Source organism: Ensifer sp. D2-11 (assembly GCF_054161295.1).
Genome location: NZ_CP096433.1, coordinates 2858586 through 2884649 on the forward strand (window position 1 = coordinate 2858586; position 26064 = coordinate 2884649).

The following is a 26064-nucleotide window of genomic DNA, read 5'->3' on the forward strand; positions in this document are numbered from 1 at the left end:
AAGAACAGGATCCCCTGCAGCCATGTCGGTCAAACCTGCCGCTCTCTTTAGGATTTCAGCCGCTCTGGCCGTGGCCGGGCTCGGCGCTTCGCTGATTGCTTCCGCCGCCCTCGCGCAGGCAACCTCCAGTCGCATGCAGGGCCTTCAGCTCTCGAACGACCAGCCGATCCAGATCGAGAGCGACAAGCTGGAGATCAAGGATCCGGAGAGCAAGGCAATCTTCACCGGCAATGTGAAGGTCGTCCAGGGCACGACGACACTGCAGGCCGGCAACATGACCGTCTTCTACAAGGCGGGCGGCGGCTCGGTCACCAGCGGCAACGCCGATATCGACCGGATCGAGGTCAGCAACAAGGTGTTCCTCAGCTCCGGTGCGCAGCAGGCGACGGGCGAAAGCGGCATCGTCAACCTGACCAACCAGACCATCGTGCTCAAGGGCAAGAAGGTCGTGCTGTCGGAAGGCAAGAACGTCTTCGTGGGCTGCCAGTTGAACGTCCAGATGGACACCGGCGAAGCGCAGCTCGACGCCTGCGGCGGCCGCGTACAGATCCAGCTCGATCCGCAGTCCCGCAAGACGAACTGACATAGACCCGCTCGTGCAGATTCCTTTCCTTCACAAACGCAAACGGGGCAAGAAGCCGTCGGCGGCAGCGGCAGCTGCCCGCGCGGTCGACAAGGCGCGCTACGACGGCACGCTGATTGCCCGGGGCCTGACGAAGTCCTACCGATCGCGCCGCGTCGTCAACGGTGTCTCGCTCGTCGTGCGCCGTGGTGAGGCTGTCGGCCTGCTTGGCCCGAACGGCGCAGGCAAGACGACCTGTTTCTATATGATCACCGGCCTGGTGCCGGTGGACGAGGGCTCGATCGAGATCAACGGCAACGACGTCACGACGATGCCCATGTATCGCCGGGCGCGCCTGGGCGTCGGCTACCTGCCGCAGGAGGCCTCGATCTTTCGCGGGCTGACGGTCGAGGATAACATCCGTGCGGTGCTGGAGGTTCACGACGAGAACGTCGACCGCCGCGAGAGCAAGCTCAACGATCTGCTTGGTGAATTTTCGATCACCCACCTGCGCAAATCGCCGGCCATTGCGCTTTCGGGCGGCGAACGTCGGCGCCTCGAAATCGCCCGTGCGCTTGCGACCGACCCGACCTTCATGCTGCTCGACGAACCCTTTGCGGGCGTCGACCCGATCTCCGTCGCCGATATCCAGGCGCTCGTGCGCCACCTCACTTCGCGCGGCATCGGCGTCCTCATCACCGACCACAATGTGCGCGAGACGCTGGGGCTGATCGATCGGGCCTATATCATCCATGCCGGCGAAGTGCTGACGCATGGCCGCGCCAACGACATCGTCACCAATCCGGACGTGCGCAGGCTCTATCTCGGCGACAATTTCAGCCTCTGATGCCTGCCGGGGACGTGCATTCCGGCAGAACGGACGACCGCCGGCTGAATCGGCACCTCCGCCGCCGTCCACGCTTGACCAAATTCCAGTAATAAGCAATTTTTGGGCCAACTAAGAAAATGGGCCCGTCCAAGCGGACACGGCTCGGAGAACTCGACGGGAGTTTCACGCCAGCATGGCCTTGTCCGCCAGCCTTCATCTGAGACAGTCGCAGTCGCTGGTCATGACGCCGCAGCTGATGCAGTCGATCCAGCTGCTTCAGATGAACCATCTGGAGCTCAGCCATTTCATCGCGCAGGAAGTCGCGAAGAACCCGCTGCTGGAGGTCCAGTCGGCCGATGAGCCAACGATATCGGATCGCGAGGATGCCGGTCCGCATCCGGCGGAGACCGGCGGCGAAACCGACGAGGCGGCAGGTCAGAGCGACCTTTACGACAGCGCCATGTCGAGATCCGGCGAGAGGCTCAGCGAAGGCCTTGACGCCGACTTCGCCAACGTCTTCCCCGACGATACGGCGCCGCAGCGGGCGGATGCGCCAGAGCTTCTCGGCCAATGGAAATCCATGCCGGGTGCCGGCGACGCAGAGGGATACGATCTCGACGATTTCGTGGCCAGCCGCAAGACATTGAGGGAGGCGCTCGCCGAGCAGCTGCCCTTCGCACTCAGCGCTGCCTCCGATCGGCTGATCGCCCGGCATTTCATCGACCAGCTCGATGATGCCGGCTACCTGCACGCCGACCTCGCCGAGACCGCGGAGACGCTGGGCGCGGCAGGCGAGGACGTGGCGCGCGTGCTGCACGTGCTTCAGCAGTTCGATCCGCCGGGCGTCTTCGCGCGCACGCTTGGCGAATGTCTTGCCATTCAGCTGCGCGCCCGCAATCGTCTCGACCCGGCGATGGAAGCGCTCGTGGCCAATCTCGAGCTCCTGGCACGGCGCGATTTCGCAAGCCTCAAGAAGATCTGCGGCGTCGACGAGGAAGACCTGATCGATATGCTCGCCGAGATCCGCAAGCTCGATCCGAAACCGGGCACCAGCTTCGAAACCGGTGTGTTCGAGGCCATCATTCCCGACGTCGTCGTGCGCGCCGCACCCGATGGCGGCTGGCTTGTCGAGCTCAATCCGGATGCCCTGCCCCGGGTTCTCGTCAACCACGACTATTTCACAGAAATATCGCGCTCCAGCCGGAAGAACAGCGGCGAACAGGCCTTTCTCAACGAGTGCCTGCAGAATGCCAACTGGCTGACGCGCAGCCTCGATCAGCGCGCCAGGACGATCATGAAGGTGGCGAGCGAAATCGTCCGGCAGCAGGACGCCTTCCTCATCCACGGCGTCGGCCACCTGCGCCCGCTGAACCTCAGGATCGTTGCGGACGCGATCAAGATGCACGAGTCGACGGTGAGCCGGGTCACCTCCAACAAATACATGCTGACCCCGCGCGGGCTCTTCGAATTGAAATATTTCTTCACGGTCTCGATCGGCTCGGCGGAAAACGGCGATGCACATTCGGCCGAGTCCGTGCGCCATCGCATCCGCACGATGATCAATCAGGAAAGCGCCGATGCCGTGCTCTCGGACGACGACATCGTCGACGTCCTCAAGCAGGCCGGCGTCGATATCGCCAGACGCACCGTCGCAAAATATCGCGAGGCGATGAGCATCCCCTCCTCCGTCCAGCGCCGCCGCGAGAAGCGGGCGCTGGCCAAGGCCGCGGGATTCTGAGCGCTGCCGGCAGGCCGCAAGCGCGTAAGCCGGGTTGCGCTTTGGGCTCTGGCCGGCGGAACCGCCGGGGCCTGATGAACGTTTAATTCCACGACGCGCAATTGACTCTCCGCGGTACAGCGGATATGAGGCCGCCGCGCTTGCCTGAGATAGAACTCCGCGAGGCAGCGCGCGCTCACGATTTCGGTCGTTCAGGACTCCGGTCGCTGAAGTGCTTGGATGACGGGAGCGCTTGGAATAGACTGGGCACGCAATTCACGAACAAGAGAGGAAACTCCATGAGTGTGCGTGTATCCGGTAAACATATGGAAATCGGCGATTCGTTTCGCGTCCGCATCGGCGAGCAGATCGAGCAGGCCGTAACCAAATATTTCGACGGAGGATATTCGAGCCAGGTCACTGTGGAAAAGTCAGGGTCGCGATTCAGCGCCGACTGCAAGCTTCATCTCGATACGGGCGTGGTATTGCAGGCAAACGGCCAGGCGAACGAACCACAGTCAGCCTTCGACGCGGCTTCGGAGCGCATCGAGAAGCGGCTCCGGCGCTACAAACGCAAGCTCAAGGACCATCACAACGGCAACGGGCAGAATTCCACCGAGGTGGCCTATCGAGTGATGGACTCGGTGCCCTTCGAGGACGAGGAAGTTCCCGACGATTATGCACCGACGATCGTTGCCGAAACTACGAAACAGTTGAGAACAATGTCCGTCGCCAACGCGGTTATGGCCTTGGACATGACGGATGAACCGGTGCTGATGTTCCGCAGCCCCGGCAAGGATGACCTGAACATCGTCTATCGGCGCAACGATGGGAATATTGGCTGGATCGACGCCGCCAATATCAAGGCATGAGTGGGGATGGGGGAAGCCAGCCGGACTGGCGTCCCCCGTCTTTCCGATCAGCGGGACGGCGGAAAAGCTCGACTTTTCTGTGCATTCGAACCGCCAAGACAAAGATGGGTAGAGCCATCACGGCGCATTTGTGATGAGATTGCCAGGCTCTAACCGGCGAACGAGGATAAAAGAATGGCATTGGCAGGCTTGCTGCATCAAAATGCGATCATCCCGGCCATGAGGGCCAACTCGAAGAAGCAACTCCTTCAGGAATTGGCGGCAAAAGCATCGAAGCTCACCGGTCTGCCGGAGCGGGAGATTTTCGACGTCATCCTGCAGCGAGAACGACTCGGCTCGACCGGTGTGGGCAACGGCATCGCCATCCCGCACGGCAAGCTCAGCAATCTTCCGTCGATCGTCGGCATCTTTGCGCGGCTCGATGCGCCGGTCGATTTCGAGGCATTGGACGACCAGCCGGTCGACCTCGTCTTTCTGCTGCTTGCACCGGAAGGTGCCGGCGCCGACCACCTGAAGGCGCTCTCGCGCATCGCGCGCGTGCTGCGCGACCATGACATGGTGTCGCGTATCCGAGCGAGCGACTCGGCAAGCGCGATCTACACGCTGCTTAGCGACGACACGACCTCGCACGCTGCCTGAATATCTTCTGAATGCCGCCTACCGGAGCCGGTTGGAAGAGCATGCGGCAATTCGAACAACGCCGAAGGGCCGCGCACCTTGCAGAGTGCGCAGCCCTTCGCAAATCGCATTCATGCGCCGTCAGATCACGATGTTTTTAGGTCGGGTCGACCTACTGCATGTTTCCTTTAATCGTATCCGATTAAAGGACAAAAACATGCAGCAGATCAAAGTGCTACAGCGACCTTTGCGCGTCTGATAAGACGCCCGGCGCTGTAAAAACATCAACGTGATCGATTCCAAGAAGTTGAGACGCGGGATGCGGGCGGAAAACCGCACACACCTTTCCTCATCCCGCTCTAAGCAGCAGGCGTCTCGCTTTCAGAGGTGGCTGCTTTCGGGCCGCCCTTGGCAACGCCGACCATCGCCGGGCGCAGGACGCGCTCGCCGATCGTGTATCCCGCCTGGACCACCTGGACGACCGTGTTGTTCGGAACCTCGGTGTTCGGGACCTCGAACATGGCCTGGTGGAAATTCGGATCGAACTTCTGGCCGGTGGGGTCCAGCTGCTTCACGCCGTGACGCTCGAGCGCCGCAAGCATCGACCGCTCGGTCATTTCCACGCCCTCGATGAGTGCTTTCAGGCCGGCATCGCCCGCCTCCCTGGCGTCGGCCGGAATCGCATCCAGCGCGCGGCGCAGGTTGTCGGAGACCGCCAGCATGTCGCGCGCGAAGCCCGCGACGGAATAGGACTTCGCGTCCTTGACATCACGTTCGGTGCGCCGGCGCAGATTGTCCATCTCCGCAGCAAGGCGAAGATATTTGTCGCGCAGTTCCGCACTCTCGGCCCTGGCAAGCTCAAGCGGATCCGGCGCGGTCGTGGAAGCATCCGCCTCCGGCTTTTCCGCGGCTTGCGGCTCAGCGGCTGTTTCGAATTCTTCAGGCGCCGCGGCCTCGGGTCCGTTCTTGTTCGTTTCGTCGGTCATGACGTTCTCCGAATTTCTGTCTTTTGCTGTGTTCGGCATCATCAAACCAGCGGAAGTCGCTTTGCTTGAACGTACTGTTGCCTGGATTTGAAGCCCGATATCGATGTTTGGGCCCGAAAAATCAAGGGTCGATTGCTTCATCGATCAAAAGGATTCGCTCAGCGCGACAGCCGCGACATGAGCTGGGCGGTGTAATCGACCATGGGAACGATGCGGGAATAGTTGAGCCGGGTCGGCCCGATGACACCGACCGCGCCGACGATGCGGTCGTCGCTGTCGCGGTAGGGAGCGACGATCAGCGAGGATCCGGAGAGCGAAAACAGCTTGTTTTCGGAACCGATGAAGATGCGCACGCCCGGGCCGCTCTCGGCGAGGTTGAGGATCTCGATCAGGCTGTCCTTCTTTTCGAGGTCATCGAAGAGCATACGCAGCCGCTCGATGTCGTCCGTCCCTTCCAATCCTTCGAGCAGATTGGCGCGGCCCCTGACGATCAGCCGCGCCGGCTGGCCGTCGCCCTCGCTTCCGGACCAGATCGCCAGCCCACGCTCGACCAGGTCCTGCGAGAGCGCGTCGAGCTCGCCGCGCACCGTCTCCTTGACCTTTTCCAGTTGCGTCCGCAATTCGGGAATCGTCTGACCGGCAAGGTGAGCGTTGACGAAGTTCGCCGCTTCGGTGAGCTGGGCGCTGGTGATCCCGGCGGGCAGCTCGATGATGCGGTTCTCCACCTGATCGTGCTCGCCGACGAGCACCGCCAGCGCCTTGGTCGGCGCCAGCCGGATAAACTCGACATGCTTGAGGACGGGATCGCTCTTGGTGGTGATTACGAGACCTGCGCCGCGCGACATGCCGGACAGCATCTGGCTCGCCTCGGTAAGAAGGTTTTCGACCGACCTGTCCCGATTTCCCGGGTGAACCTGCCTTTCGATCGAGGCGCGTTCCTCCGGCGAGAGATTGCCCACCTGCATGAAGGCGTCCACGAAGAAGCGCAGGCCCAGCTGCGTCGGAAGCCGGCCGGCGCTGACATGGGGGGAATAGATCAGGCCCAGATCCTCGAGGTCGCTCATCACGTTGCGCACCGAGGCCGGCGACAGCGACACCGGCAACAGCCGCGAGAGATTGCGCGAGCCCAGCGGCTCCCCGCTTTCCAGATAGCTCTCGACAATGCGGCGGAAGATCTCGCCGGAGCGCTCGTCCAGCGCCGATGCGATCCCCTTCGTTCCAGGGTTGCGCAGTACCATGTCACTCCGTGATCAGTATTCTGTGTCCGGAAAGAATATAGTGATCCGCGCGGGGAATGGCAAAAGGGAAAAATCACTGCGAAGCTTCGACATCAAGCGGTTCCCTTTGCCTACGCCATGATCTAGAAGGCTCACGAAAGCGCCGCGCGTCTTCAGACGCGCAAAGGCCGCTGGAGCACTTTGAATTCTGCATGTTCTTGTCCTTGAACCGAACAGGACCCAAGGAAGCATGCAGTCGGGATCGACAGGAGTTGACGATGCGGCCATCCGGTAGAAAAACCGACCAAATGCGCAAGGTCTCGTTCGAGCGCAGTTTCTCCAAGCATGCGGAAGGATCCTGCCTGGTACGCTTCGGCGACACGCATGTTCTGTGCACCGCGAGCCTGGAGGAAAAAGTTCCGGCCTGGCTGCGCAACGGCGGCAAAGGCTGGATCACCGCGGAATATGGGATGCTGCCGCGCGCGACCGGCGAGCGCATGAGGCGCGAGGCGGCGACCGGCAAGCAGAGCGGCCGCACGCAGGAGATTCAGCGGCTGATCGGGCGGTCGCTCAGAGCCGTCGTCGATCTTCCGGCGCTCGGCGAACGTCAGATCTCGATCGACTGCGACGTGATTCAGGCCGACGGCGGCACGCGAACCGCGTCGATCACCGGCGCCTGGATCGCCCTCCACGACTGTTTGAAGTGGATGGAAGCTCGCAACATGGTCAAGCTGGAGAAGGTCTTGAAAGATCATGTGGCCGCCATTTCCTGCGGCATCTTCGCCAGTCAGCCGGTCATCGACCTCGATTATCTGGAAGACTCGGCTGCGGAGACGGATGCCAATTTCGTGATGACGGGCAGCGGCGGCCTGGTCGAGATCCAGGGAACGGCGGAAGGCAAGCCCTTCAGCGAAGAAGAATTCGCAAGCCTGATGCTGCTCGCCAAGAACGGCATTGCCGAACTCGTCGAAATGCAGAAGCAGGCGATAGCAGGCTAGATCACGATGTTTTTAGGTCGGATCGACCTAAAAACATGAACGTGATCGGAACCAAGAAGTTCAGAAGCGGGATGCGGGCGGAAAAGCGCGCGCACTTTTCCTCGTCCCGCTCTAGACCGCTCTCTGCTTCACTGAAGCAGTGAGATGATCTAACGCTTCGACAATACGCACTTCCGGACGGAACGCCGTCACGGCTTTTCCGGAAGTGCTCTGGATCACTTGAGAGGAACAGGTCCGGTGCCGACATTCGAAGGCATTCTGGAGACCGCGCTTTACGCGGACGATCTCGACCAGGCCGAGGCCTTCTACGGAACGGTCCTCGGCCTTGAAACGATCACCCGCGCCGGCAGCCGCCATGTCTTCTTCCGTTGCGGCGATGGCGTGCTCCTGATCTTCAACCCCGCGGAGACGGTGAAGCCGCCTGCACCGGGCGCACTTCCCGTGCCTCCGCACGGGACGAAGGGCAACGGGCACATGTGCTTCCGGGTCGCCGCCGAGGCGCTCGACGGCTGGAAGGCGAAACTGGAGGCAGCCGGGGTCGAGATCGAGGCGGATATCCGCTGGCCGAACGGCGCCCGCTCCTTCTATTTCCGCGATCCGGCCGGCAACAGCCTGGAATGCGCGGAAGCGGGCCTCTGGGCCAAGGATTGATTTCGGTAATACCTGAACGGAACGGAATAGATGCGCAGACTGATCGACAAGACGCTCGTCGTCGCGAGCCATAATGCCGGCAAGATCCGTGAGATCCGCGATCTCATCGGGCCGCTCGGCTTCGAAGCGAAATCGGCAGCCGATCTCAATTTCGTCGAGCCGGATGAGACCGGCACGACCTTCGAGGAGAACGCGACCATCAAGGCGCTCGCCTCGGCCAAGGCCTCGGGACTGCCGGCGCTCTCGGACGATTCCGGTCTTGCCGTCGACGCGCTCGGCGGCGCCCCCGGCGTCTACACGGCCAACTGGGCCGAACGTGAGGACGGCAGCCGCGACTTCCGGATGGCCATGGAGAAGGTCGAAGAGGCGCTCCGCGCCAAGGGTGCGGCGAAGCCCGAAAGCCGTACCGCACGCTTCGTGTCCGTTCTCTGCCTTGCCTGGCCGGACGGGCATGTCGAGCTCTTTCGCGGCGAGGTCGAGGGTTATGTCGTCTGGCCGCCGCGCGGAACCAGTGGCTTCGGCTACGATCCGGTCTTCCAACCGAAGGGCTACGACACCACATTCGGCGAAATGAGTGCGGAGGAGAAGCATGGCTGGAAGCCGGGCGATTCCGAGGCCCTGTCGCACCGCGCCCGCGCATTCAAGCTGTTCGCCGAAACCTGTCTCGGCGCCTGAGTAGGAAGACAATGCAGATAGCCCCGCTTTCAGCGATCGGTGACGGCATGGACCCCGGTTTCGGGGTCTATGTGCACTGGCCCTTCTGCGCGGCGAAATGCCCCTATTGCGACTTCAATAGCCATGTGCGCCATCAGCCGGTGGATCAGCCTCGCTTCGTCGCCGCATTCCTGAAGGAAATGGCCGCGGTGCGCGCGCTTTCCGGTCCGAGAACCGTCACCAGCATTTTCATGGGCGGGGGTACCCCGTCGCTGATGGACCCTCGGACGGTGGAGGCGATCCTCGACGGCATTGCCCGGCATTGGCACGTGCCTGATGGCATCGAGATCACCATGGAGGCGAACCCGTCCAGCGTCGAGGCAACGCGCTTCCGCGGCTATCGGGCGGCCGGCGTCAACCGCGTCTCGCTCGGCGTACAGGCTCTCAACGACCGTGACCTCAAATTTCTCGGGCGGCTGCACGATGTCGAGAATGCGCTGAAGGCGATACGGCTCGCGCGCGAGATCTTTCCGCGCATGTCCTTCGACCTTATCTATGCGCGGCCGAACCAGACGGTCGAGGAATGGGAGCGGGAGCTGAAGGAGGCGGTTTCCTACGCCGTCGATCATCTGTCGCTCTACCAGCTTACCATCGAGGAAGGGACGCCCTTCTACGGCCTGCACAAGGCAGGGAAACTCGTCGTTCCGGATGGCGAGCAGTCGGCGGTTCTCTACGAGGCCACGCAGGAGATCACCGCTGATATCGGCATGCCGGCCTATGAGGTCTCCAATCATGCCCGGCCGGGGGCCGAGAGCCGGCACAACCTCACCTATTGGCGCTACGGCGACTATGCGGGCATCGGCCCCGGCGCCCACGGGCGGCTGGCGATCGGATCAGGCAAGATCGCGACCGCAACCGAGCGCAACCCGGAGGCATGGCTGCAACGCGTCGAAGAGTGCGGCGAAGGCCTGGTCGAGCGGGAACTGCTCGATTTCGAGGCGCAGGCCGATGAGCTTTTGCTGATGGGGTTGAGGCTGCGCGAAGGCGTCGATCTCGCCCGCTGGCAGACCCTCTCGGGCCGCGATCCGGATCCGGCCCGGGAAGAATTCCTGATCGAGCATGGTTTCATCGAACGGATCGGCAATTCGCGGCTGCGCTGCACGCCCGCCGGAATGCTGATCCTCGACGCCGTGGTGGCCGACCTCGCCTGCTGATCGCGGGCCGAGCGGCTCAGCCGCCTTCCTTCACCGGTGCGACGATCCCCCAGGTAACTCCAAAGGGATCCCGGAGCTGGCCGTAATGGTCGCCCCAGAATGCGATCTCCAGCTGCATCGTCACCTCTGCGCCGGCCTCCACCGCCCGATTCCACCAGAAATCAGCGTCATCGACGACGAGGTGCAGCACGAAGCCCTCCGGCGGCTTCCAGGGATGGCCGAATTCCGGGAAAGGATCGTTCAGCATCAATGCGCCGCCATTGATCGTCAGGTGGCAGTGGATGAGGCGCTTTCCATCCTGGGCATGTTTGCGGTCCTCCTCCTTGGCGCCGAAAGCGCGGACATAGAAGGCCGCCGCCGCATCTGCATCCTCCACGTTGAGATAGGCGATGACGCCGGGCATGGGCGGGCGCGACGGCGCTTGCCAGTCGACCTCGGACCGGGGATCGAGATCGATCGCCGCCTTGAAGCTTCCGTCCATGTAGAAGGGGACGGATTCGTGCTGATGGGCGATTTTCCATCCCCTGTCGGTGCGTGTCAGGCCCAAGGTCAGGCGATACCAGAGCGCCGCCTTCTGGCCATCGTGCTTCTCGCCGGAAAGATGCGTCAGCGCAGTGGCGAAGGCGACGTCGCCGCTCACCGAAACGTCGAGCTCCTCGAGGGTGAAGCCGAGCGGCCCTTTCCACGTGGAAAACCACTGCTCAAGGCCGCCGGCATCTGCGTCGGAAGCCTTGAGGGGGGGCGCCAGCGAAAAGACGAGGCAATCTTCCGTGCCGTGGGCGAGGACGCGGGCGGCATCCTTCCGGCGCAGCGCCTCCGCCCAGTCCCCGATTACCTCCTCGATCTCCGCAACGGCCGCACTCCTGCTCTCGGTAATGGTCATGACCCGGTCCTCCTCTTAGAGTTTCGCAACGAGTGTCGCAAGCTGATCGGCGCATTGGCCCCAGCCCTCGTGGAAGCCCATCTTCTCATGGGCATCGCGGTCCTCGACGCTCCAATGGAGCGCGCGGGCCGTATAGCGGGTCTTGCCGCCCTCGTTCTCGAAGGTCATGACCGCCGTCATGAACGGCTTCTCGGACGGCTTCCAGGCTTCCGTAAAGGCATCGGTGACGACGATCTTCTCGTTCGGCACGACTTCCAGATAGACGCCCTGATTAGGATAGAGTTCGCCCTCGGGCGAACGCATGACAAAGCGGTTGGTGCCGCCCGCCCTGACGTCGAGCTCCGCTTCCGTGATCGTCCACGGCAGTGGAGCGAACCACTGCTTCAGAAGCTCGGATTCGGTGAAGGCCCGGTAGACCTTCTCGCGCGGGGCATCGATCAGCCGTGTCAGAACCAGTTCGCGTTCGCCGCCGGAATTGGTGTCGGTCGCTGCAGTCATTTTCGAAATCCTCCATGTTGGTTCATTCCAAGGACGAAGGAGGATGCCGCCTGCCGACAGGGGCCAGAAAAAATTTATCGCTTTTCTTCTTCCGCGACCGTCGCCGGCTCGGCCGCGAGGTGATCGAGCTGCATGCGGATATAGGCCGCTTCGGACGCGTTGGTGGCCAGTGCGATCGCCCGGTCGAAGGCGGTGCGCGCCTCGCATGCCCGGCCGAGCTGCTTCAAAAGGCCGCCGCGCAGGCCGTGATAATAGAAATAGCCGGAAAGCCTCTCCCCAAGGGGCTCCACCATCGCCAGTGCGGCCTCCGGTCCCTCGCGTTTCGAGACCGCGACCGCGCGATTGAGCGTGACGACCGGCGAGGGCTGCAGGCGCTCGAGCGCCTGGTAGAGGAGGTCGATCTCCTCCCAATCCGTCTGCTCCGGACGTTCGGCGCGGGCATGCAGGGCCGCGATTGCTGCCTGTATCTGGTAGGGACCGGGGCGGCGATGGCGCATTGCTTTGTCGATCATCGCCAGCGCCTCGGTGATCATCGGCCGGCTCCAGAGCCGCCGATCCTGATCTTCGAGCAGGACGACGGCACCATTGGCATCGAAGCGCGCACGGGCGCGCGAATGCTGGAGCAGCAGAAGCGCCGTCAGCCCCATCATTTCCGGCTCGGCGGGAAACAGCCGCAGCAGCAGGCGCGACAGGCGGATCGCCTCGTCGCAAAGATCGGCGGAGACGCCCTCGGGGCCGTTCATCGCCGAATAGCCCTCGTTGAAGACAAGGTAGATCATCGTCGCGACCGCAGCGAGCCGCTCGGCGCGATCGACGGCATCGGGTGTCTCGAACGGGATGCCGGCGGCTGCGACGCGGGCCTTGGCGCGGGTGATGCGCTGCTCCATCGCCGCTTCGCTGACGAGAAAAGCACGGGCGATCTGCCTGACGGAGAGCCCCGATACGATGCGCAGTGCAAGCGCGATCTGCTGGGTTGCCGGAAGCGCCGGGTTGCTGCAGACGAAGAGCAGCCGCAGGATGTCGTCGCGGTAATGCGCCCCGTCGAGGCGATCGGCGAGTTCACTCTCCCGGTCGTCGAGATCGGAGAGCTGTTCCTCCGGCGGCAGTGCCGTCTCGCGCGACTGCCGCCGCACCTTGTCGATGCCGCTGTTGCGGCCGACGAAGATGAGCCAGGCGGCGGGATCGCGCGGCGGACCTGTACGGGGCCAGTTTTTCAGCGCCCGGATACAGGCCTCTTGGAACGCCTCCTCCGCCAGATCGAGATTGCGAAAGTAACGCAGCAGCGCACCCATTGCCTGCGGCCGCGCGGAAACAAGAGCAAGATCGATCCAGCCTGTGTCGGTCATGAGGGCAGCTCACCGGGTTTATAAAGCGCGAGCGGCCGGACCTCGTAGGAGCCCGTGGTCGGATTGGCGTTACTCAGATCGCGCGCGAAGTCGAGCGCCTCATTCAGCGAGGCGCAATCGATCAGATAGAAGCCGAGCAACTGTTCCTTGGTCTCGGCGAAGGGGCCGTCCATGACGATCGTCTCGCCGGCGCTGTGGCGCAGCGTCGCCGCCGCCGTCGTCGGCACCAGGCGCGCGACGGGCCCCAGCTTGCCCGCTTCGACATATTTGCGTTGGACGGCGCTCAGATCACGCATGACCCTCTCGTCCTCCTCCTTGCTCCAGGCACTGGTGACGCTTTCATCGTTGTAGCAAAGCACGGCGTAAAGCATTGAAAATCTCCGCTCTGGTCTGAAGACGAATGGCGCTATTGATAGCCGACAAGCGGGGCGAAAAAAACGCTCAACAAAAAAGCCCGGCGGACCGGGCTTTCGTAACGTCGGGCTTTCCTGCCTCTATTCGTTGATCAGTCGCTTCAAAAGCTCGATCTCGTGGCTGAGCTTGGTGTCGGCAGAAATCAATTCCTCGATCTTGCGCACAGCATGGAGCACGGTCGTGTGGTCGCGCCCGCCGAAGCGGCGGCCGATCTCGGGGAAGGAGCGCGGGGTCAGTGTCTTCGACAGATACATGGCGATCTGGCGCGGCTTGACGATGACGCGGGTGCGGCGGTTGGAGACCAGCTCCTGACGCGAGACATTGTAATGCTTGGCGACGACGCGCTGGATATCTTCGATGCGGACGCGGCGCGGTTCCCCGGCATTGACGAGATGGCCGAGCAGTTCGTCGACCCGCTCGATCGAAAGCTGCGGCTCGAAGGAGCGGCGGAAGAGAAGCTGATTGAAGGCGCCCTCGAGTTCGCGGCCGCTGGCTGTCACGTTGCGGGCGACATGGCTCAGTATCTCGAGCGGAATCTCGAGCGAGGCATCGTCCTGGCGCGCCGCTTCGAGACGACGCTTCAGCATTTCCAGGCGCATCTCGTAGTCCGGCCCTTCCATCTCGATCGCCACGCCGCCTTGCAGGCGCGAGCGAACGCGGCTGTCGAGCGATTCCAGCTCCCAGGGTGCACGGTCCGCGGCGACGACCACCTGCTTGGCGGAGTCGAGCAGCATGTTCAACAGATGGCAGAACTCGTGCTGGATCGACTTGCCCTGCAGGAACTGCATGTCGTCGATAATGAGAAGGTCGATGTTGCGAAGCGATTCCTTCAGCGACAGCGCGTCATTGTCGCGGATCGCCGTTGCGAAACGCCACATGAAATATTCGGCCGTCAGATAGACGACGCGTGGCGCGCGCGCACTCTGGAGGGCAGCGAGAGCGATCGCCTGCAGAAGATGCGTCTTGCCGAGACCAACGCTCGAATGGATGAAAAGCGGATTGAAGCGCACGGCGCCGGCGCCAGCCTCGGCAATCGTACGCGCTGCCGCGAGCGCGACCCGGTTCGACGAGCCCTCTACGAAACTATCGAAACCGTAGCGCTGATCGAGCGGCGAGCCAAAAAGCGGCGCCTGGACGGGTCTCGCCGGAGCTGCCGCAACCGCAGCGGCGGCAATTGCCACGGTGGGGGCCGCCGAACGGCGGGAGGGAGGGACGACCGCCGCTTCGGCAGCCGCGGCAACGCTCTCTTCAGGAGCCGTCGGGCGATGACCGCGGGTCGCGGTGCGCACGAGGATCTCCACCTTCAGTATCTCGCTGTCCTCCTGCTGGACGAGCGTGGTGATCAGATCGAGATAGCGATTATTGATCCAGGACTTCAGAAAAGTCGTCGGGACCGAGAGGCGCACGACGCTTTTCGACACTGAATGGAGCTTGAGGCGTCCAAACCAACTTGCGAAGACATCCGGACCGACCTGGGCTTTCAAGCGCGCACTTACCCGCTCAAACAGTGCGTCATGCCGCATGTCGTGTTTTTCCCCCGCCGCCTGAGACTGATTGCTTCCGGCCTGAAAACCTCCAGGTGCCGTCGCCAAATTCATCCGCATCTTGCCGCCTTCCAATTTCATTATTCCGATGCCGTCATTTCTGGCGGCCTCATCTTTTATGCCCGCCCGCCACGGCCGCTCAAAAGCCGTGCCGCGTCAGCCGGACGCTCTGATACGCACCGAACCGGGCTCCTCGTATCCCGTCACGGCACGCTGCGCTCATTCGCTTGCCTTCGCCTCAAGCAAATGTCCCCTCGCACTTCGCCTTACCGATTCTGCACGGCTCTTTTCAAGCCGACCGGAACCGTTTTTCCTCGTTGCCGGCTGACCGCACCCTCGTACGTAGGGGACAGCCCGAGCCTCCTTCTTCCTGCTCCAACGCATTCACAAGGCTAAGCCCTGCCGGCAACCACAAGGCGAAACGTCCTCGCTCCGGTGCGAAGGCTCGCCCGGTTTTATCGTCTCGACTTGTTTGATTGATCGACGTGGAATTAACCCCGCCACAGGCGACGGAAAGCCCAAAGTCACCCCGATTGGAATGACCCTTAAACTTCCTCGTACAGATGTAATCTGTGTCCCCTGTGGAAGGCATTTAGGCAGGATCGCCCGGCAAGATCAATCGCGTTTTTTACCCGCCCGTAAGCGTCGACAGTTGACTCTCGTGCCGGGTTTTGCATCCCGCTCCCCGAGTCCGGCGAGAATCCCTGTTGAATCAAGGGTTTTGTTTTTTGCGTTCTTGCTTAGCTGGCGAAAAAGAAAAAAAATAAAAAATGGCTTGACTCACTTCGGACTCAATCCGCCCGCCCCGCCAGACCACATTTTTGCCGCAACCTCTCATAAGCCATTGAAAAGCTTGCAATTTTTTTGTCACGGGATTGACACGAGCGTGGCAAGGTCAATCGCGCAGGCCGTTGGCGGCGGCACGAATCGGAAAAGCCCGGCGAAAACGCCGGGCACTTCATCAACAGCTTTTTTCTTAGCCGGGTTAGGCCGAAAGGCTCTTCACGCGCTGCGCCAGGCGCGAGACCTTACGCGATGCCGTGTTGGAATGCATTACGCCCTTCGTGGCGGCGCGCATCAGCTCCGGCTGTGCCGCCTTCAGGGCGGCGGCTGCGAGTGCCTGATCGCCGGAAGCGATCGCCTCTTCGACCTTGCGGACGAAGCTGCGGATGCGCGAACGACGGGCCTTGTTCACTGCGGTACGGCGTGCGATCTTGCGGGTCGCCTTTTTCGCCGAAGTTGTATTGGCCATTGATGCCTCTCTTCGAAAACTGACATGGACTCCGCCTCGCCGTGCCGGGTCACTGCGACCTGTCATACAAGCAATTCGGGAGTATTATCGGAAAGCCTCGAACGAGGGCGTTCCAAACTGAGGGCGGCGTATAAAGGGAAACCGCCCGCACGTCAACGCGCAATTTGAGAAAACCGAGTCCTGTCCATGGCTCACCTGTGTTTGAATTCGGCTTTGCGCTTGGCGACGAAGGCGGCCATGCCCTCTTTCTGGTCCTCCGTTGCGAAAAGCGACTGGAAGAGCCGCCGCTCGAAGCGCAGGCCCTCGGCGAGCGTCAGTTCCAGAGAGCGGTTGACGGCCTCCTTGGCCATCATCGCCGCCGGCAGCGAGAATGACGCGATCTTCTCCGCGGCGCCGAGCGCCTCCTCCAGGAGCCTGTCCGGAGCCACCACGCGCGAAACGAGCCCGGAGCTCTCCGCCTCCGCCGCGTCCATCATGCGGCCGGTGAGAATGAGGTCCATGGCCTTCGCCTTGCCGACTGCGCGGGTCAGGCGCTGCGATCCACCCATGCCGGGAATGACGCCAAGCGTAATCTCCGGCTGGCCGAACTTCGCCGTTTCGGAGGCGATGATGAAGTCGCACATCATGGCGAGCTCGCAGCCACCGCCGAGCGCGAAACCGGATACGGCGGCGATCATCGGTTTGCGGGCGTTCGCGACATGCTCCCAGCCGCCAAGGAAATCGGCGAGGTAACCGTCGACGAAATCGAGCCCCTGCATCTCCTTGATGTCGGCGCCGGCGGCAAAGGCCCTCTCGGAGCCGGCAAGGACGATGGCGCCGACGGCCCTGTCGGCGTCGAAGGCCTTCAGCGCGGCATCGAGCTCGCGCATCAGCACCGCATTCAGCGCATTGAGCGCCTGCGGCCGGTTGAGCGTGATCAGGCCCACGCGGCCCTGCGTTTCGACCAGCAGCGTCTCGTAACTCATTCCCGTCTCCTTCACGCGTTATCGGAAGATTGAAGAGCGGAATGTGCCATGCCGCCCTATTTCTGGCAGTGCGGACAGTAAAAAGTCGAACGTCCCGCCTGTACTATGCGGGCGACCGTACCGTGGCAGCCGGGCGTGCGGCAAGCCTCGCCTTCCCTGTCATAGACGGAGAAGCTGTGCTGGAAATAGCCGAGACTGCCGTCCGCCTGAATGTGATCCTTGAGCGAGGAGCCGCCGGCGGCGATCGCATCGGCAATCACGGCGCGGATCCTTTCCGTCAGCGCGATCAGCGCCTGTTTCGGCCGGCCCCGCTTGTCGACGAGCGTGCCTGCCGCCCTTTTCGGCGAGAGGCCCGAGCGCCACAGCGCCTCGCAAACATAGATATTTCCGAGCCCCGCGATCGTCCTCTGGTCGAGAAGAGCGGCTTTCAGCGGCTGGATCTTGCCGGCGAAACGGGCGGCGAGATAGGCGGCATCGAGGGCGTTGCCGGTCGGCTCCTCGCCGAGGCCGCGGAGGAAGACGTGATCGGCGAGCGCAGAGCGCCGTGCCAGATCCATGAAACCGAAGCGGCGCGGATCGTTATAGATCACCCGTGCCGGCCCGGAGCCGCCATCGAGATGGAAGACGACATGATCGTGCTTCTCGTCCTTGCCGCGCGGGTGGTGGAAAGCGCCGGGCGTGGCCGGATCCGCACCAGCCTCTATCGGGCCTTTCTCGATCCGGAACGACCCGGACATGCCGAGATGGGCGATGATGACGTCGCCGCCCTCGAGCTCGATCATCAGATATTTGGCGCGCCGCGAGAGGGCGATGATCCGGCGGCCCGCGACCGCGTTCGCGAAATTCTCGGGGAACGGAAAGCGCAAATCCGGCCGGCGCAACTCCGCCCGCACCAGAAGCGCACCCTCCATCGTCGGCGCCAGTCCGCGCTTGACCGTTTCCACCTCGGGCAATTCCGGCATCGGCCGTGTTCCTTCATCCTTTATTCATCGCACCCGCCCGCGTGAGCGGCACGCCATTCCCATGACGCCGCCGATAGCCTATATCCCGCTCCATGCGGCAGCCGGTCGCCTCTCGCTCAGATAGCGTGCACGGAGCGATTTCGCTATGGTGCCGGCAAAATTCGTTGAAGTGGAGTTTCGTATGGCGGATGAGCGCGTATCGGCGAGGGGCGGAATGGAGACCTCTTTCGGTTTCCGCGAAGTCGGCACGGGCGAGAAGCAGCCGCTCGTCAACGACGTCTTCCACAAGGTCGCCAAACGCTACGACATCATGAACGACGTGATGTCGGCCGGGCTGCACCGAGTCTGGAAGGATGCGATGATCGCGGCGCTCAACCCGCCGGGCCGCGAGGACTATCGGGTTCTCGACGTCGCCGGCGGCACCGGTGACATCGCCTTCCGCATCGTCGAGCGCTCCGGGCGCAAGGCCCATGCGACCGTGCTCGACATCAACGGCTCGATGCTCTCGGTCGGCGCCGAGCGCGCCCGCAAGAAGGGGATCGAAGCCAATCTCGACTTCGTCGAGGCCAATGCCGAAGACCTGCCCTTCGCGGCGAATTCCTTCGACGCCTACACGATCGCCTTCGGCATCCGCAACGTGCCGCGCATAGAGGTCGCGCTCAAGGAGGCCTACCGCGTGCTGAAGCGCGGCGGCCGGCTGCTCGTGCTCGAATTCTCCGAAGTGGAAATGCCGCTGCTCGACCGCTTCTACGATGCCTGGTCCTTCAATGCGATACCGAAATTCGGAAAGCTCATCACCGGCGACGATGCGCCCTACCAGTATCTGGTGGAATCGATCCGCAAGTTTCCGAACCAGCGTGATTTCGCCGCCATGATCCGCGATGCCGGCTTCGCGCGCGTCTCCTTCACCAATTATACCGGCGGCATCGCAGCGCTGCATTCCGGCTGGAAAATCTGAGCGCATGAGCACTCCCGGAGCATATTTCCGTCTCATACGGATCGGCTGGGTCCTTGCGCGCGAGAATGCGTTTGCGGCGGTCCCCTCCGAACACCTGCCCCCGCTCGCACGCTTCGTGCAGAAGCTCGCCGGCCTGCTCGCCAGCCGCGAGGCCCGGCTCGGTGCGCGCAGCGGCCGCCTCGCCCGGGCGGTGGAACGGCTCGGCCCTTCCTATGTCAAGATCGGCCAGTTTCTGGCGACGCGCCCGGACGTGGTCGGCGCCGAACTTGCCGCGGACCTGTCGCTGCTCCAGGACCGCATGGCCACCTTTCCTGAGAGCGCATCCAGGGCGGCGATAGAGGCGTCTCTCGGGCGCCCCGTCGGTGAGCTCTTCCTCGAATTCTCCGAACCGATCGCAGCCGCATCGATCGCCCAGGTCCATCCCGCCGTGGTCATGCGCGACGGCACGCGCGAAAGGGTGGCCGTCAAGGTCATCCGCCCGGGCGTGCGCCAGCGCTTCGTGGCCGACATCGAGGCCATGTATCTGGTCTCGCGCATGCAGGAGCGATTCCTGCCCTATACGCGCCGCCTGAGGCCGGTCGAAGTGACGAAGACGCTGGAGCAGACGACCAAGGTCGAAATGGACCTGAGGCTCGAGGCCGCGGCGCTTTCCGAACTTGGCGAGAACACCAGGGAGGATTCCGGGTTTCGCGTGCCCAGGGTCGATTGGGAGCGCACCGGCCGCGACGTCGTGACGATGGAATGGATCGACGGCATCAAGATGTCGGACATCGAAGGGCTGAAACGGGCCGGCCATGACCTGAACCGCCTGGCCGAAACGCTGATCCAGTCCTTTCTGCGCCACACGCTCCGGGACGGCTTCTTCCATGCGGACATGCACCAGGGCAACCTGTTCGTCGACGAGGCAGGCCATATCGTCGCCGTCGACATGGGCATCGTCGGCCGCCTCGGCCGGAAGGAACGCCGCTTCCTGGCCGAGATCCTCTACGGCTTCATCATGCGCGACTATCAGCGCGTCGCGGACGTGCATTTCGAGGCCGGCTACGTTCCCTCGCACCACGACGCCGCAAGCTTCGCCCAGGCGATCCGCGCCATCGGCGAGCCGATCCACGGCCAGCCGGCCGAGACGATCTCGATGGCGAAACTGCTGACGCTTCTGTTCGAGGTCACCGAACTTTTCGACATGCAGACGCGTCCCGAACTGGTGATGCTGCAGAAGACGATGGTCGTCGTCGAGGGCGTCGCCCGAACGCTCAATCCGCGCTTCAACATGTGGAAGGCGTCCGAACCGGTGGTCGGCAAGTGGATAAGGGATAATCTCGGGCCGAAACGCATCGTCGCCGATCTGCGCGACGGCATTCATGCGGCGCTCCGGGTTGCCGAAGCGCTGCCCGAGATTGCGGCGCGGACGGAACGCTTCTCCGGGGAAATCATGGCGATGAGCGAGAACGGCCTGCGCTTCGATCCGGAGACCGCGGAAGCGATCGGCAGGTCCGAGGCGCGCCATACGCGCTCGGGCCGTATCGCACTATGGGTTATCGCGGCGGCGCTCGTCTACATCGCCTGGCAGCTTGCGTGAGCGGAGCGGCGGGCCTCCTTGCCAGCCTGCCGGAGAGAAGTGCCCGGCAGCCAAGAGGCGCCAACGATCAAAGCAGGAGGAAGGAATATGGATCTCGGCATTAGCGGCAAAAGGGCGCTCGTTCTCGGCGCCAGCAAGGGGCTCGGGCGCGGTATCGCCGAAGCGCTCGCGGCGGAAGGCGTTGCGGTCGCGCTGACCGGCCGGAACGAAGAAACCGCAGCCAAGGCCGCAGCGGAAATCGGCCCGGACGCTGCCGGCTTTTCGCTCGACCTTGCAAAGCCTGAAATCCTCGACCCCTTCCTCGATCGGCTCTCCTCCGCATTCGGACAGGTCGATATTCTGGTACTGAACGGTGGCGGTCCGCCGCCGACGAATGCTGCCGACATCGATCCCGGCTTCTGGCGGGCTCAGTTCGAGGCGATGGTGCTTTCCGGCATGCGCATCGCCCACCGCCTGCTGCCGTCCATGCGGGAGCGCCGCTTCGGCCGCATCGTCGCCGTCGCCTCCACCAGCATCCGCGAGCCGATCCCCGGCCTGACGGCGTCCAATGCGCTGCGCAGCGCGCTTGCCGGCTGGATGAAGACACTCGCCCGCGAGGTGGCAGCCGACGGCGTGACCGTCAACATGCTCCTGCCCGGCAGGCTCGCAACGGACCGGACGCTGGGCTTCGATCGCATGGATGCAGAGGCCGAAGGCGTCAGCGTCGAAACCGTTGCAGCGCGCAGCCAGTCGGAAATTCCGGTCGGGCGCTACGGGACGCCGGCCGAGTTCGGTGCTGCCGCAGCCTTTCTCGCAAGCCGGCAGGCCGCCTACATCACCGGGATTGCGCTGCCTGTCGACGGCGGGCTCAGCCGTTCGATGCTCTGACCATGCTCATCCCGCTTCAGAGACCGGCGGCACGAGGCCTGCGGCGCTGCGCCGTCACCGCTCTCGTCATTCTTTTCAGCCTAACAGGGATCGTGAGGGCCGCCATGCTGGATGAAGAACTCCTCACGGCCGCCCGGCTGGGCAAGGCCGCCGAAATCAGCGCTCTCGTAGACCGCGGCGCACCGGTGGATGCGCGCGACGAAACAGGCGCGACGGCCCTGCTCATCGCCACTCATGAGAACAATATCGAGGCAGCAAGGGTCCTCATCGCGGCCGGCGCCGACGTCAACGCCAGGGACCGCATCCAGGACAGCCCTTATCTCTATGCCGGCGCGCGCGGCCATCTCGAAATACTGAAGATGACGCTCGCGCATGGCGCCGATCTGGAGAGCACCAACCGCTACGGCGGCACCGCCCTCATTCCCGCCGCCGAGCGCGGCCATGTCGAAACCGTGAAGACGCTGATCGATGCCGGCGTTGCCGTCGATCATGTAAACCGCCTCGGCTGGACGGCGCTTCTCGAGGCGATCATCCTCGGCAACGGAGGCGACAACCATACGGAGATCGTCAGGCTGCTGATCGAGGCCGGTGCCGATGTCGATCTGGCAGACGGCGACGGCGTTACGCCCCTCGCCCATGCAAAAAGGCGAGGGTTCCGGCAGATCGAGCGCCTCCTCCTCGCCGGCGGCGCTCATCAAGCGGCGGAATGAAGGCTTAGAGGGGGATAGGAAAAGTGTGTGCGGTTTTCCGCCCGCATCCCGCTCTAACTTTTTGGAATCGATCACATTCATGTTTTCAGGTCGACCCGACCTAAAAACATCGTGATCTAATGCACGTCGAAAATCAGTGACTTATGCGCGGCCACGGCTGCCGTGACGCCATCGCCGACCGCATGCGAGACCGAGCCCGCGCCCCGCGCGGCATCGCCGCAGGCATAGATGCCCTCGACGCTCGTCTCCTTTGCCTCGTTCGTCCGGATATAGGGTCCGAGCGGTCCGTCCTCGAATTCGCAGCCGAGCGCTGCAGGCAGATCGCTCGCCATGCGGGTGCGCGACGCGACGAACAGGCCTTCGAGAGCAACGGCCCGGCCGCCATCCAGAACCACGCTCGCCTTCGCTCCGTCAACGGCGACGACCCTCTCCCTTTCGATCTCCACACCGCGCGCTTCCAGCATGGCGGCCTGAGCGGCATCGGGCTCGAACGCTTCATTGGCGAACAGGATGGTCGGCCCCCAGTCCGGCAGCATCATGGCCTGGTGAAAACTGTGCTCACCGGTTGCGAGAACGCCGATGCGGCCCTGCCCGAGCTCATAGCCATGGCAATAGGGGCAGTGAAAGACGGCGCGGCCCCAGCGTTCCTGAAGTCCCGGTATCGACGGCAATTCATCGACCACGCCCGTTGCCAGGATCAGCCGCCGCGCCGCGATATTTTCGCCCTGCACCGAGACGACCAGATTGGCGCCGTCGCGGCCCGCCGTATCGGCCGTTCCTTCGACGAAACGCACATTGGGATAGGCCAGCAACTGTTCGCGGCCGTGCGCCGCAATCGCCGCCGGCGCCTCGCCGTCCCGGCTGAGGAACCCATGCGACGATTCGGCAAAGCGGTTCCTGCGCGCGCCCGCATCGACGACGACAACGGAGCGTCTGGCTCTGGCCAATTGGAGTGCCGCCGACAGCCCCGCATAGCTTCCACCCACGATCGCCACATCTACCGGCATCACATCAACCGCCATGGTTCTGCTCCTTCATCTGCTGGCGACGGGTCGTCATTCGTCGCTGGAAATCGTTTGAAAGATCCGCCAGGCTTATTCGTTCCAATCGCTGCATGAGAAGCGCCTCGGCATCCCGGAGCGCCCCGTCCATCGCGGCATTGACCGCCTGTTCCACTACGCAGCCGGGAGCCTCGGTTCGGTTGCCGATCGCAAATACGGCCGGTTCACCGAGCGCGGCATGCACGTCCGCAAGGCTGATCGTTGCGAGATCGCGCACGAGCGACCAGCCTCCCCCATGCCCCCTTTCGGAGCGGACGAGACCCGCTTCCCGTAAACCCGCCATGGTGCGTCGGACCACGACGGGATTGGTGGAGAGGCAGGCTGCCAGCTCCTCCGAGGTGATGGTTTCACGCTCCGCCATGTGGAGGAGCGCATGCAGGGTAATGGAGAGTCTGCTATCGCGTTTCATGTAACTCAATGTGTTACGTGACACCGGGAAAGTCAAGCTTCGAAATCGGGCCTGCACTCGAAATCAGGCGCGCAATTGCGCGCGGCAAGGCGGTCGAGTAGGGTCGCCGGAAACGGACGGGAGCGGCTCAAGCCGGAACGGAATGACACTGTCGGGCAAGCGCATTCTTCTCATCATCTCCGGCGGCATCGCGGCCTATAAGAGCCTCGATCTGATCCGCCGCCTGCGCGAGCGCGGCGCCGACGTGCGTCCGGTGATGACGGCGGCGGCGCAGCGTTTCGTGACGCCGCTGACCGTCGGCGCGCTCTCGGCCTCCCACGTTTTCACGGAGCTTTTCTCGCGCGAGGACGAGCAGGATGTCGGTCACATCCGGCTGGCGCGCCATTGCGATCTCGTGGTCGTGGCACCGGCAACGGCCGACCTGATGGCAAAGATGGCGCACGGTCACGCCGACGACCTCGCCTCGACGGTGCTCCTGGCGACCGACCGGCCGGTGCTGCTCGCGCCGGCGATGAACCCGAGGATGTGGTCGCACCCTGCCACGCTCCGCAACCGCGCGACGCTCGCCGGCGACGGCGTCCGCTTCGTCGGGCCTGCCACCGGCGAAATGGCCGAGAGCGGCGAGGCAGGGGAAGGCCGCATGGCCGAACCTCTGGAGATCGTCGCGGCGGTCGAGGAATTGTTCAGCGAAGCAAGGCCGCTCGCCGGGCGCAAGGCCATCGTCACATCCGGACCGACGCACGAGCCGATCGATCCGGTGCGCTACATCGCCAACCGCTCGTCCGGGAAGCAGGGCCACGCGATCGCCGCAGCACTGGCACGGCTCGGCGCCGAGGTCACGCTCGTTTCCGGGCCGGTGACGATCGCGGACCCCGCCGGCGTCCGCGTCGTCCGGGTCGAGCGCGCCGAGGAGATGCGTGATGCGGTGTTGGCTGCGCTGCCGGCCGATGTGGCCGTCATGGTGGCAGCCGTTGCCGACTGGCGCGTCGCATCGGCCGCCGGCAACAAGATCAAGAAGCGGCCGGGAGAAGCCCCTCCTCCGCTGCAGCTTGCAGAGAATCCCGACATCCTGAAGACCGTCGGCCACCACGCATCGCGGCCGAAGCTCGTGATCGGCTTTGCCGCCGAGACCGAGAACGTCGCCGAGAACGGCCGCGCCAAGCTCCAGAAGAAGGGCGCCGATTACATTCTGGCCAACGACGTTTCGCCCGCAACCGGCATCATGGGCGGCGACCGCAATCGCGTGAAGCTTATCGGCCGTGACGGCACCGAGGAATGGCCGGAAATGGGCAAGGACGATGTCGCGGCGAAGCTCGCAGCGCTGATCATGGCGAAGCTTTCATCCTGAAAACAGACGGGAGGCGGGCGCCATTGCCACATCGGCCGTCCCGAAAAGGCGAACGTCGACACCGTTTTCCCCGACGATGATCGCGGATCCGTCCGGAACCTCCACCCAGGCGCCGTCGTCGTCGTTGAGCGGCTCGGAGACGAGGCAATAGCCGCCACTCGACCCCATCGGACCGGCATAGAGCGTGGGAGCTTTCCAATCCGTGGCATAGCGGACCGCATAAAGATCGCGGCCGTCGGAGAAGGCCGCCGTGAAGCGCACGAGTGCTGGGCGTCCCAGGCGTTCGGCAAGCCGCTCGACGAAGGCGAGCGCCTCGGCCACGGCACCGAGGGGATCACGGTCGAGACCGAACTGCAGGGCGAGCAGGAAGAGCAGCTCCGAATCCGTCGTGCCGCTGCGCGCCGAATAGAGCTCGTTGTCGAGCATGGTCTCCATCGGCCGCCGCAAATGCTCGAAATCGCCGATCTGTCCATTATGCATGAAGGACCAGCGGCCGAAGACGAAGGGATGGCAATTGTCGCGGCGCGTGCCGCCGCCGGTGGCCGCGCGCACATGGGCGAGGAACAGCGGCGAGCGAATCTGCCTCGCAATGCTCTTGAGATTGCAGTCGGACCAGGCGGGCAGGATGTCCCGGTAGCGGCCCGGCTCCGGGCGGTCGCCATACCACGCTATTCCGAAGCCGTCGCCATTGGTCGCCGTTTTCGCCCTGACGGCGCAATGGGATTGCTCGATCAGGGAATGCTTGGGCGACGTCACGAGTTCTTCGAGATAAAGCGGCTCTCCGCGATAGGCTGCCCAACGGCACATGCTCGATCACTCCGATTTCGCCCCACCATATGAAAGCGATTCGTCCACCACCGTCACCAGTGATGTTTCAACGCAACATGGTAAAAATGCGTTAACACATTCTTCCCCAAGCATAGCGGGCCGAGCGGGTACGCTCTGTTCCA

27 protein-coding genes are annotated in these 26064 nt (G+C 63.4%); 14 read left to right on the forward strand and 13 right to left on the reverse strand.

From position 1 onward, the window contains the following. Window positions 1-22: 22 nt before the first annotated feature. From M1D34_RS13705 to ptsN, 5 genes are all read left to right on the forward strand, one after another. On the forward strand, window positions 23-583 hold the full coding sequence (locus M1D34_RS13705) for an LptA/OstA family protein (RefSeq protein WP_003527719.1): 561 nt from the start codon (window positions 23-25) through the stop codon (window positions 581-583). A gap of 19 nt (window positions 584-602) precedes the next feature. Then, the gene (gene lptB, locus M1D34_RS13710) at window positions 603-1409 is read left to right on the forward strand and encodes an LPS export ABC transporter ATP-binding protein (RefSeq protein WP_371070287.1); all 807 of its coding nucleotides are present in this window, start codon (window positions 603-605) and stop codon (window positions 1407-1409) included. 175 nt (window positions 1410-1584) lie between these two features. After that, complete coding sequence (rpoN, locus tag M1D34_RS13715) at window positions 1585-3129, forward strand: RNA polymerase factor sigma-54 (RefSeq protein ID WP_498779481.1); 1545 nt, start codon at window positions 1585-1587, stop codon at window positions 3127-3129. A 278-nt stretch (window positions 3130-3407) separates the two neighbouring features. Next, the gene (gene hpf / locus M1D34_RS13720) at window positions 3408-3980 is read left to right on the forward strand and encodes a ribosome hibernation-promoting factor, HPF/YfiA family (RefSeq protein ID WP_003527725.1); all 573 of its coding nucleotides are present in this window, start codon (window positions 3408-3410) and stop codon (window positions 3978-3980) included. A gap of 174 nt (window positions 3981-4154) precedes the next feature. Continuing rightward, complete coding sequence (gene ptsN / locus M1D34_RS13725) at window positions 4155-4619, forward strand: PTS IIA-like nitrogen regulatory protein PtsN (RefSeq protein WP_003527726.1); 465 nt, start codon at window positions 4155-4157, stop codon at window positions 4617-4619. 338 nt (window positions 4620-4957) lie between these two features. On the opposite strand, the gene grpE is transcribed toward ptsN, so the two are convergent. Next, window positions 4958-5584 (reverse strand): nucleotide exchange factor GrpE, encoded by a 627-nt coding sequence (grpE, locus tag M1D34_RS13730; protein WP_003527728.1) that lies wholly within the window; start codon window positions 5582-5584, stop codon window positions 4958-4960. Between the two features lie 158 nt (window positions 5585-5742). Next, entirely contained in the window at window positions 5743-6822 is a 1080-nt protein-coding gene (gene hrcA / locus M1D34_RS13735; RefSeq protein WP_003527730.1) for a heat-inducible transcriptional repressor HrcA, read from the reverse strand. Window positions 6823-7079: 257 nt separating this feature from the next. Here hrcA and rph point away from each other — a divergent pair, with 257 nt between their 5' ends. From rph to hemW, 4 genes are all read left to right on the forward strand, one after another. Further along, window positions 7080-7799, forward strand: a complete 720-nt coding sequence (rph, locus tag M1D34_RS13740; protein WP_498779484.1) for a ribonuclease PH — start codon at window positions 7080-7082, stop codon at window positions 7797-7799. A 237-nt stretch (window positions 7800-8036) separates the two neighbouring features. After that, window positions 8037-8450: a VOC family protein gene (locus M1D34_RS13745; RefSeq protein ID WP_248445972.1), complete on the forward strand. Its 414-nt coding sequence runs from the start codon at window positions 8037-8039 to the stop codon at window positions 8448-8450. Between the two features lie 30 nt (window positions 8451-8480). Further along, complete coding sequence (rdgB, locus tag M1D34_RS13750) at window positions 8481-9125, forward strand: RdgB/HAM1 family non-canonical purine NTP pyrophosphatase (RefSeq protein WP_003527736.1); 645 nt, start codon at window positions 8481-8483, stop codon at window positions 9123-9125. Window positions 9126-9136: 11 nt separating this feature from the next. After that, the gene (gene hemW, locus M1D34_RS13755) at window positions 9137-10318 is read left to right on the forward strand and encodes a radical SAM family heme chaperone HemW (protein ID WP_003527738.1); all 1182 of its coding nucleotides are present in this window, start codon (window positions 9137-9139) and stop codon (window positions 10316-10318) included. A 16-nt stretch (window positions 10319-10334) separates the two neighbouring features. Here the strand turns inward: hemW and M1D34_RS13760 are convergent, their stop codons facing one another. The 8 genes from M1D34_RS13760 to mutM form a co-directional block, all read right to left on the reverse strand. Beyond that, on the reverse strand, window positions 10335-11201 hold the full coding sequence (locus M1D34_RS13760) for a nuclear transport factor 2 family protein (protein ID WP_003527739.1): 867 nt from the start codon (window positions 11199-11201) through the stop codon (window positions 10335-10337). A 15-nt stretch (window positions 11202-11216) separates the two neighbouring features. After that, window positions 11217-11699, reverse strand: a complete 483-nt coding sequence (locus M1D34_RS13765; RefSeq protein WP_107607971.1) for an SRPBCC family protein — start codon at window positions 11697-11699, stop codon at window positions 11217-11219. A gap of 74 nt (window positions 11700-11773) precedes the next feature. Continuing rightward, entirely contained in the window at window positions 11774-13045 is a 1272-nt protein-coding gene (locus tag M1D34_RS13770; protein ID WP_498779488.1) for an RNA polymerase sigma factor, read from the reverse strand. Next, window positions 13042-13416 (reverse strand): YciI family protein, encoded by a 375-nt coding sequence (locus M1D34_RS13775; protein WP_498779490.1) that lies wholly within the window; start codon window positions 13414-13416, stop codon window positions 13042-13044. Before M1D34_RS13775 ends, M1D34_RS13770 begins: the two co-directional genes overlap by 4 nt. Window positions 13417-13539: 123 nt before the next feature. Next, entirely contained in the window at window positions 13540-14982 is a 1443-nt protein-coding gene (gene dnaA / locus M1D34_RS13780; protein ID WP_015007101.1) for a chromosomal replication initiator protein DnaA, read from the reverse strand. Between the two features lie 1006 nt (window positions 14983-15988). After that, entirely contained in the window at window positions 15989-16255 is a 267-nt protein-coding gene (rpsT, locus tag M1D34_RS13785; protein WP_003527759.1) for a 30S ribosomal protein S20, read from the reverse strand. Between the two features lie 191 nt (window positions 16256-16446). Further along, entirely contained in the window at window positions 16447-17220 is a 774-nt protein-coding gene (locus M1D34_RS13790; protein ID WP_498779493.1) for an enoyl-CoA hydratase, read from the reverse strand. A 56-nt stretch (window positions 17221-17276) separates the two neighbouring features. After that, window positions 17277-18182 (reverse strand): bifunctional DNA-formamidopyrimidine glycosylase/DNA-(apurinic or apyrimidinic site) lyase, encoded by a 906-nt coding sequence (gene mutM / locus M1D34_RS13795; protein WP_153313585.1) that lies wholly within the window; start codon window positions 18180-18182, stop codon window positions 17277-17279. Between the two features lie 181 nt (window positions 18183-18363). On the opposite strand from mutM, the gene ubiE reads away from it, so the two are divergent. The 4 genes from ubiE (at window position 18364) to M1D34_RS13815 (ending at window position 22296) form a co-directional block, all read left to right on the forward strand. Beyond that, the gene (gene ubiE, locus M1D34_RS13800; RefSeq protein WP_003527766.1) at window positions 18364-19140 is read left to right on the forward strand and encodes a bifunctional demethylmenaquinone methyltransferase/2-methoxy-6-polyprenyl-1,4-benzoquinol methylase UbiE; all 777 of its coding nucleotides are present in this window, start codon (window positions 18364-18366) and stop codon (window positions 19138-19140) included. A 4-nt stretch (window positions 19141-19144) separates the two neighbouring features. Then, on the forward strand, window positions 19145-20719 hold the full coding sequence (gene ubiB / locus M1D34_RS13805) for a 2-polyprenylphenol 6-hydroxylase (protein WP_010968529.1): 1575 nt from the start codon (window positions 19145-19147) through the stop codon (window positions 20717-20719). Window positions 20720-20806: 87 nt separating this feature from the next. Continuing rightward, window positions 20807-21586 carry an SDR family oxidoreductase gene (locus M1D34_RS13810; protein WP_498779496.1) on the forward strand — a complete coding sequence of 260 codons (780 nt, stop codon included), beginning with the start codon at window positions 20807-20809 and terminating at the stop codon, window positions 21584-21586. 104 nt (window positions 21587-21690) lie between these two features. Then, window positions 21691-22296 carry an ankyrin repeat domain-containing protein gene (locus M1D34_RS13815; protein ID WP_027989524.1) on the forward strand — a complete coding sequence of 202 codons (606 nt, stop codon included), beginning with the start codon at window positions 21691-21693 and terminating at the stop codon, window positions 22294-22296. 116 nt (window positions 22297-22412) lie between these two features. On the opposite strand, the gene M1D34_RS13820 is transcribed toward M1D34_RS13815, so the two are convergent. Both M1D34_RS13820 and M1D34_RS13825 read right to left on the reverse strand, forming a co-directional pair. Next, window positions 22413-23318 (reverse strand): NAD(P)/FAD-dependent oxidoreductase, encoded by a 906-nt coding sequence (locus tag M1D34_RS13820; protein WP_498779498.1) that lies wholly within the window; start codon window positions 23316-23318, stop codon window positions 22413-22415. Beyond that, on the reverse strand, window positions 23308-23766 hold the full coding sequence (locus tag M1D34_RS13825) for an Rrf2 family transcriptional regulator (protein WP_003527776.1): 459 nt from the start codon (window positions 23764-23766) through the stop codon (window positions 23308-23310). The genes M1D34_RS13820 and M1D34_RS13825 overlap by 11 nt, the downstream gene beginning before the upstream one ends. Before the next feature lie 142 nt (window positions 23767-23908). On the opposite strand from M1D34_RS13825, the gene coaBC reads away from it, so the two are divergent. Continuing rightward, window positions 23909-25114, forward strand: coding sequence for a bifunctional phosphopantothenoylcysteine decarboxylase/phosphopantothenate--cysteine ligase CoaBC (gene coaBC / locus M1D34_RS13830; protein ID WP_498779500.1), 1206 nt, complete (start codon window positions 23909-23911; stop codon window positions 25112-25114). Here the strand turns inward: coaBC and M1D34_RS13835 are convergent. Beyond that, a complete protein-coding gene (locus tag M1D34_RS13835) occupies window positions 25106-25921 on the reverse strand; it encodes a class II glutamine amidotransferase (protein ID WP_498779502.1) in 816 nt (271 codons plus the stop codon). The genes coaBC and M1D34_RS13835 overlap by 9 nt on opposite strands. Window positions 25922-26064 lie beyond the last annotated feature (143 nt).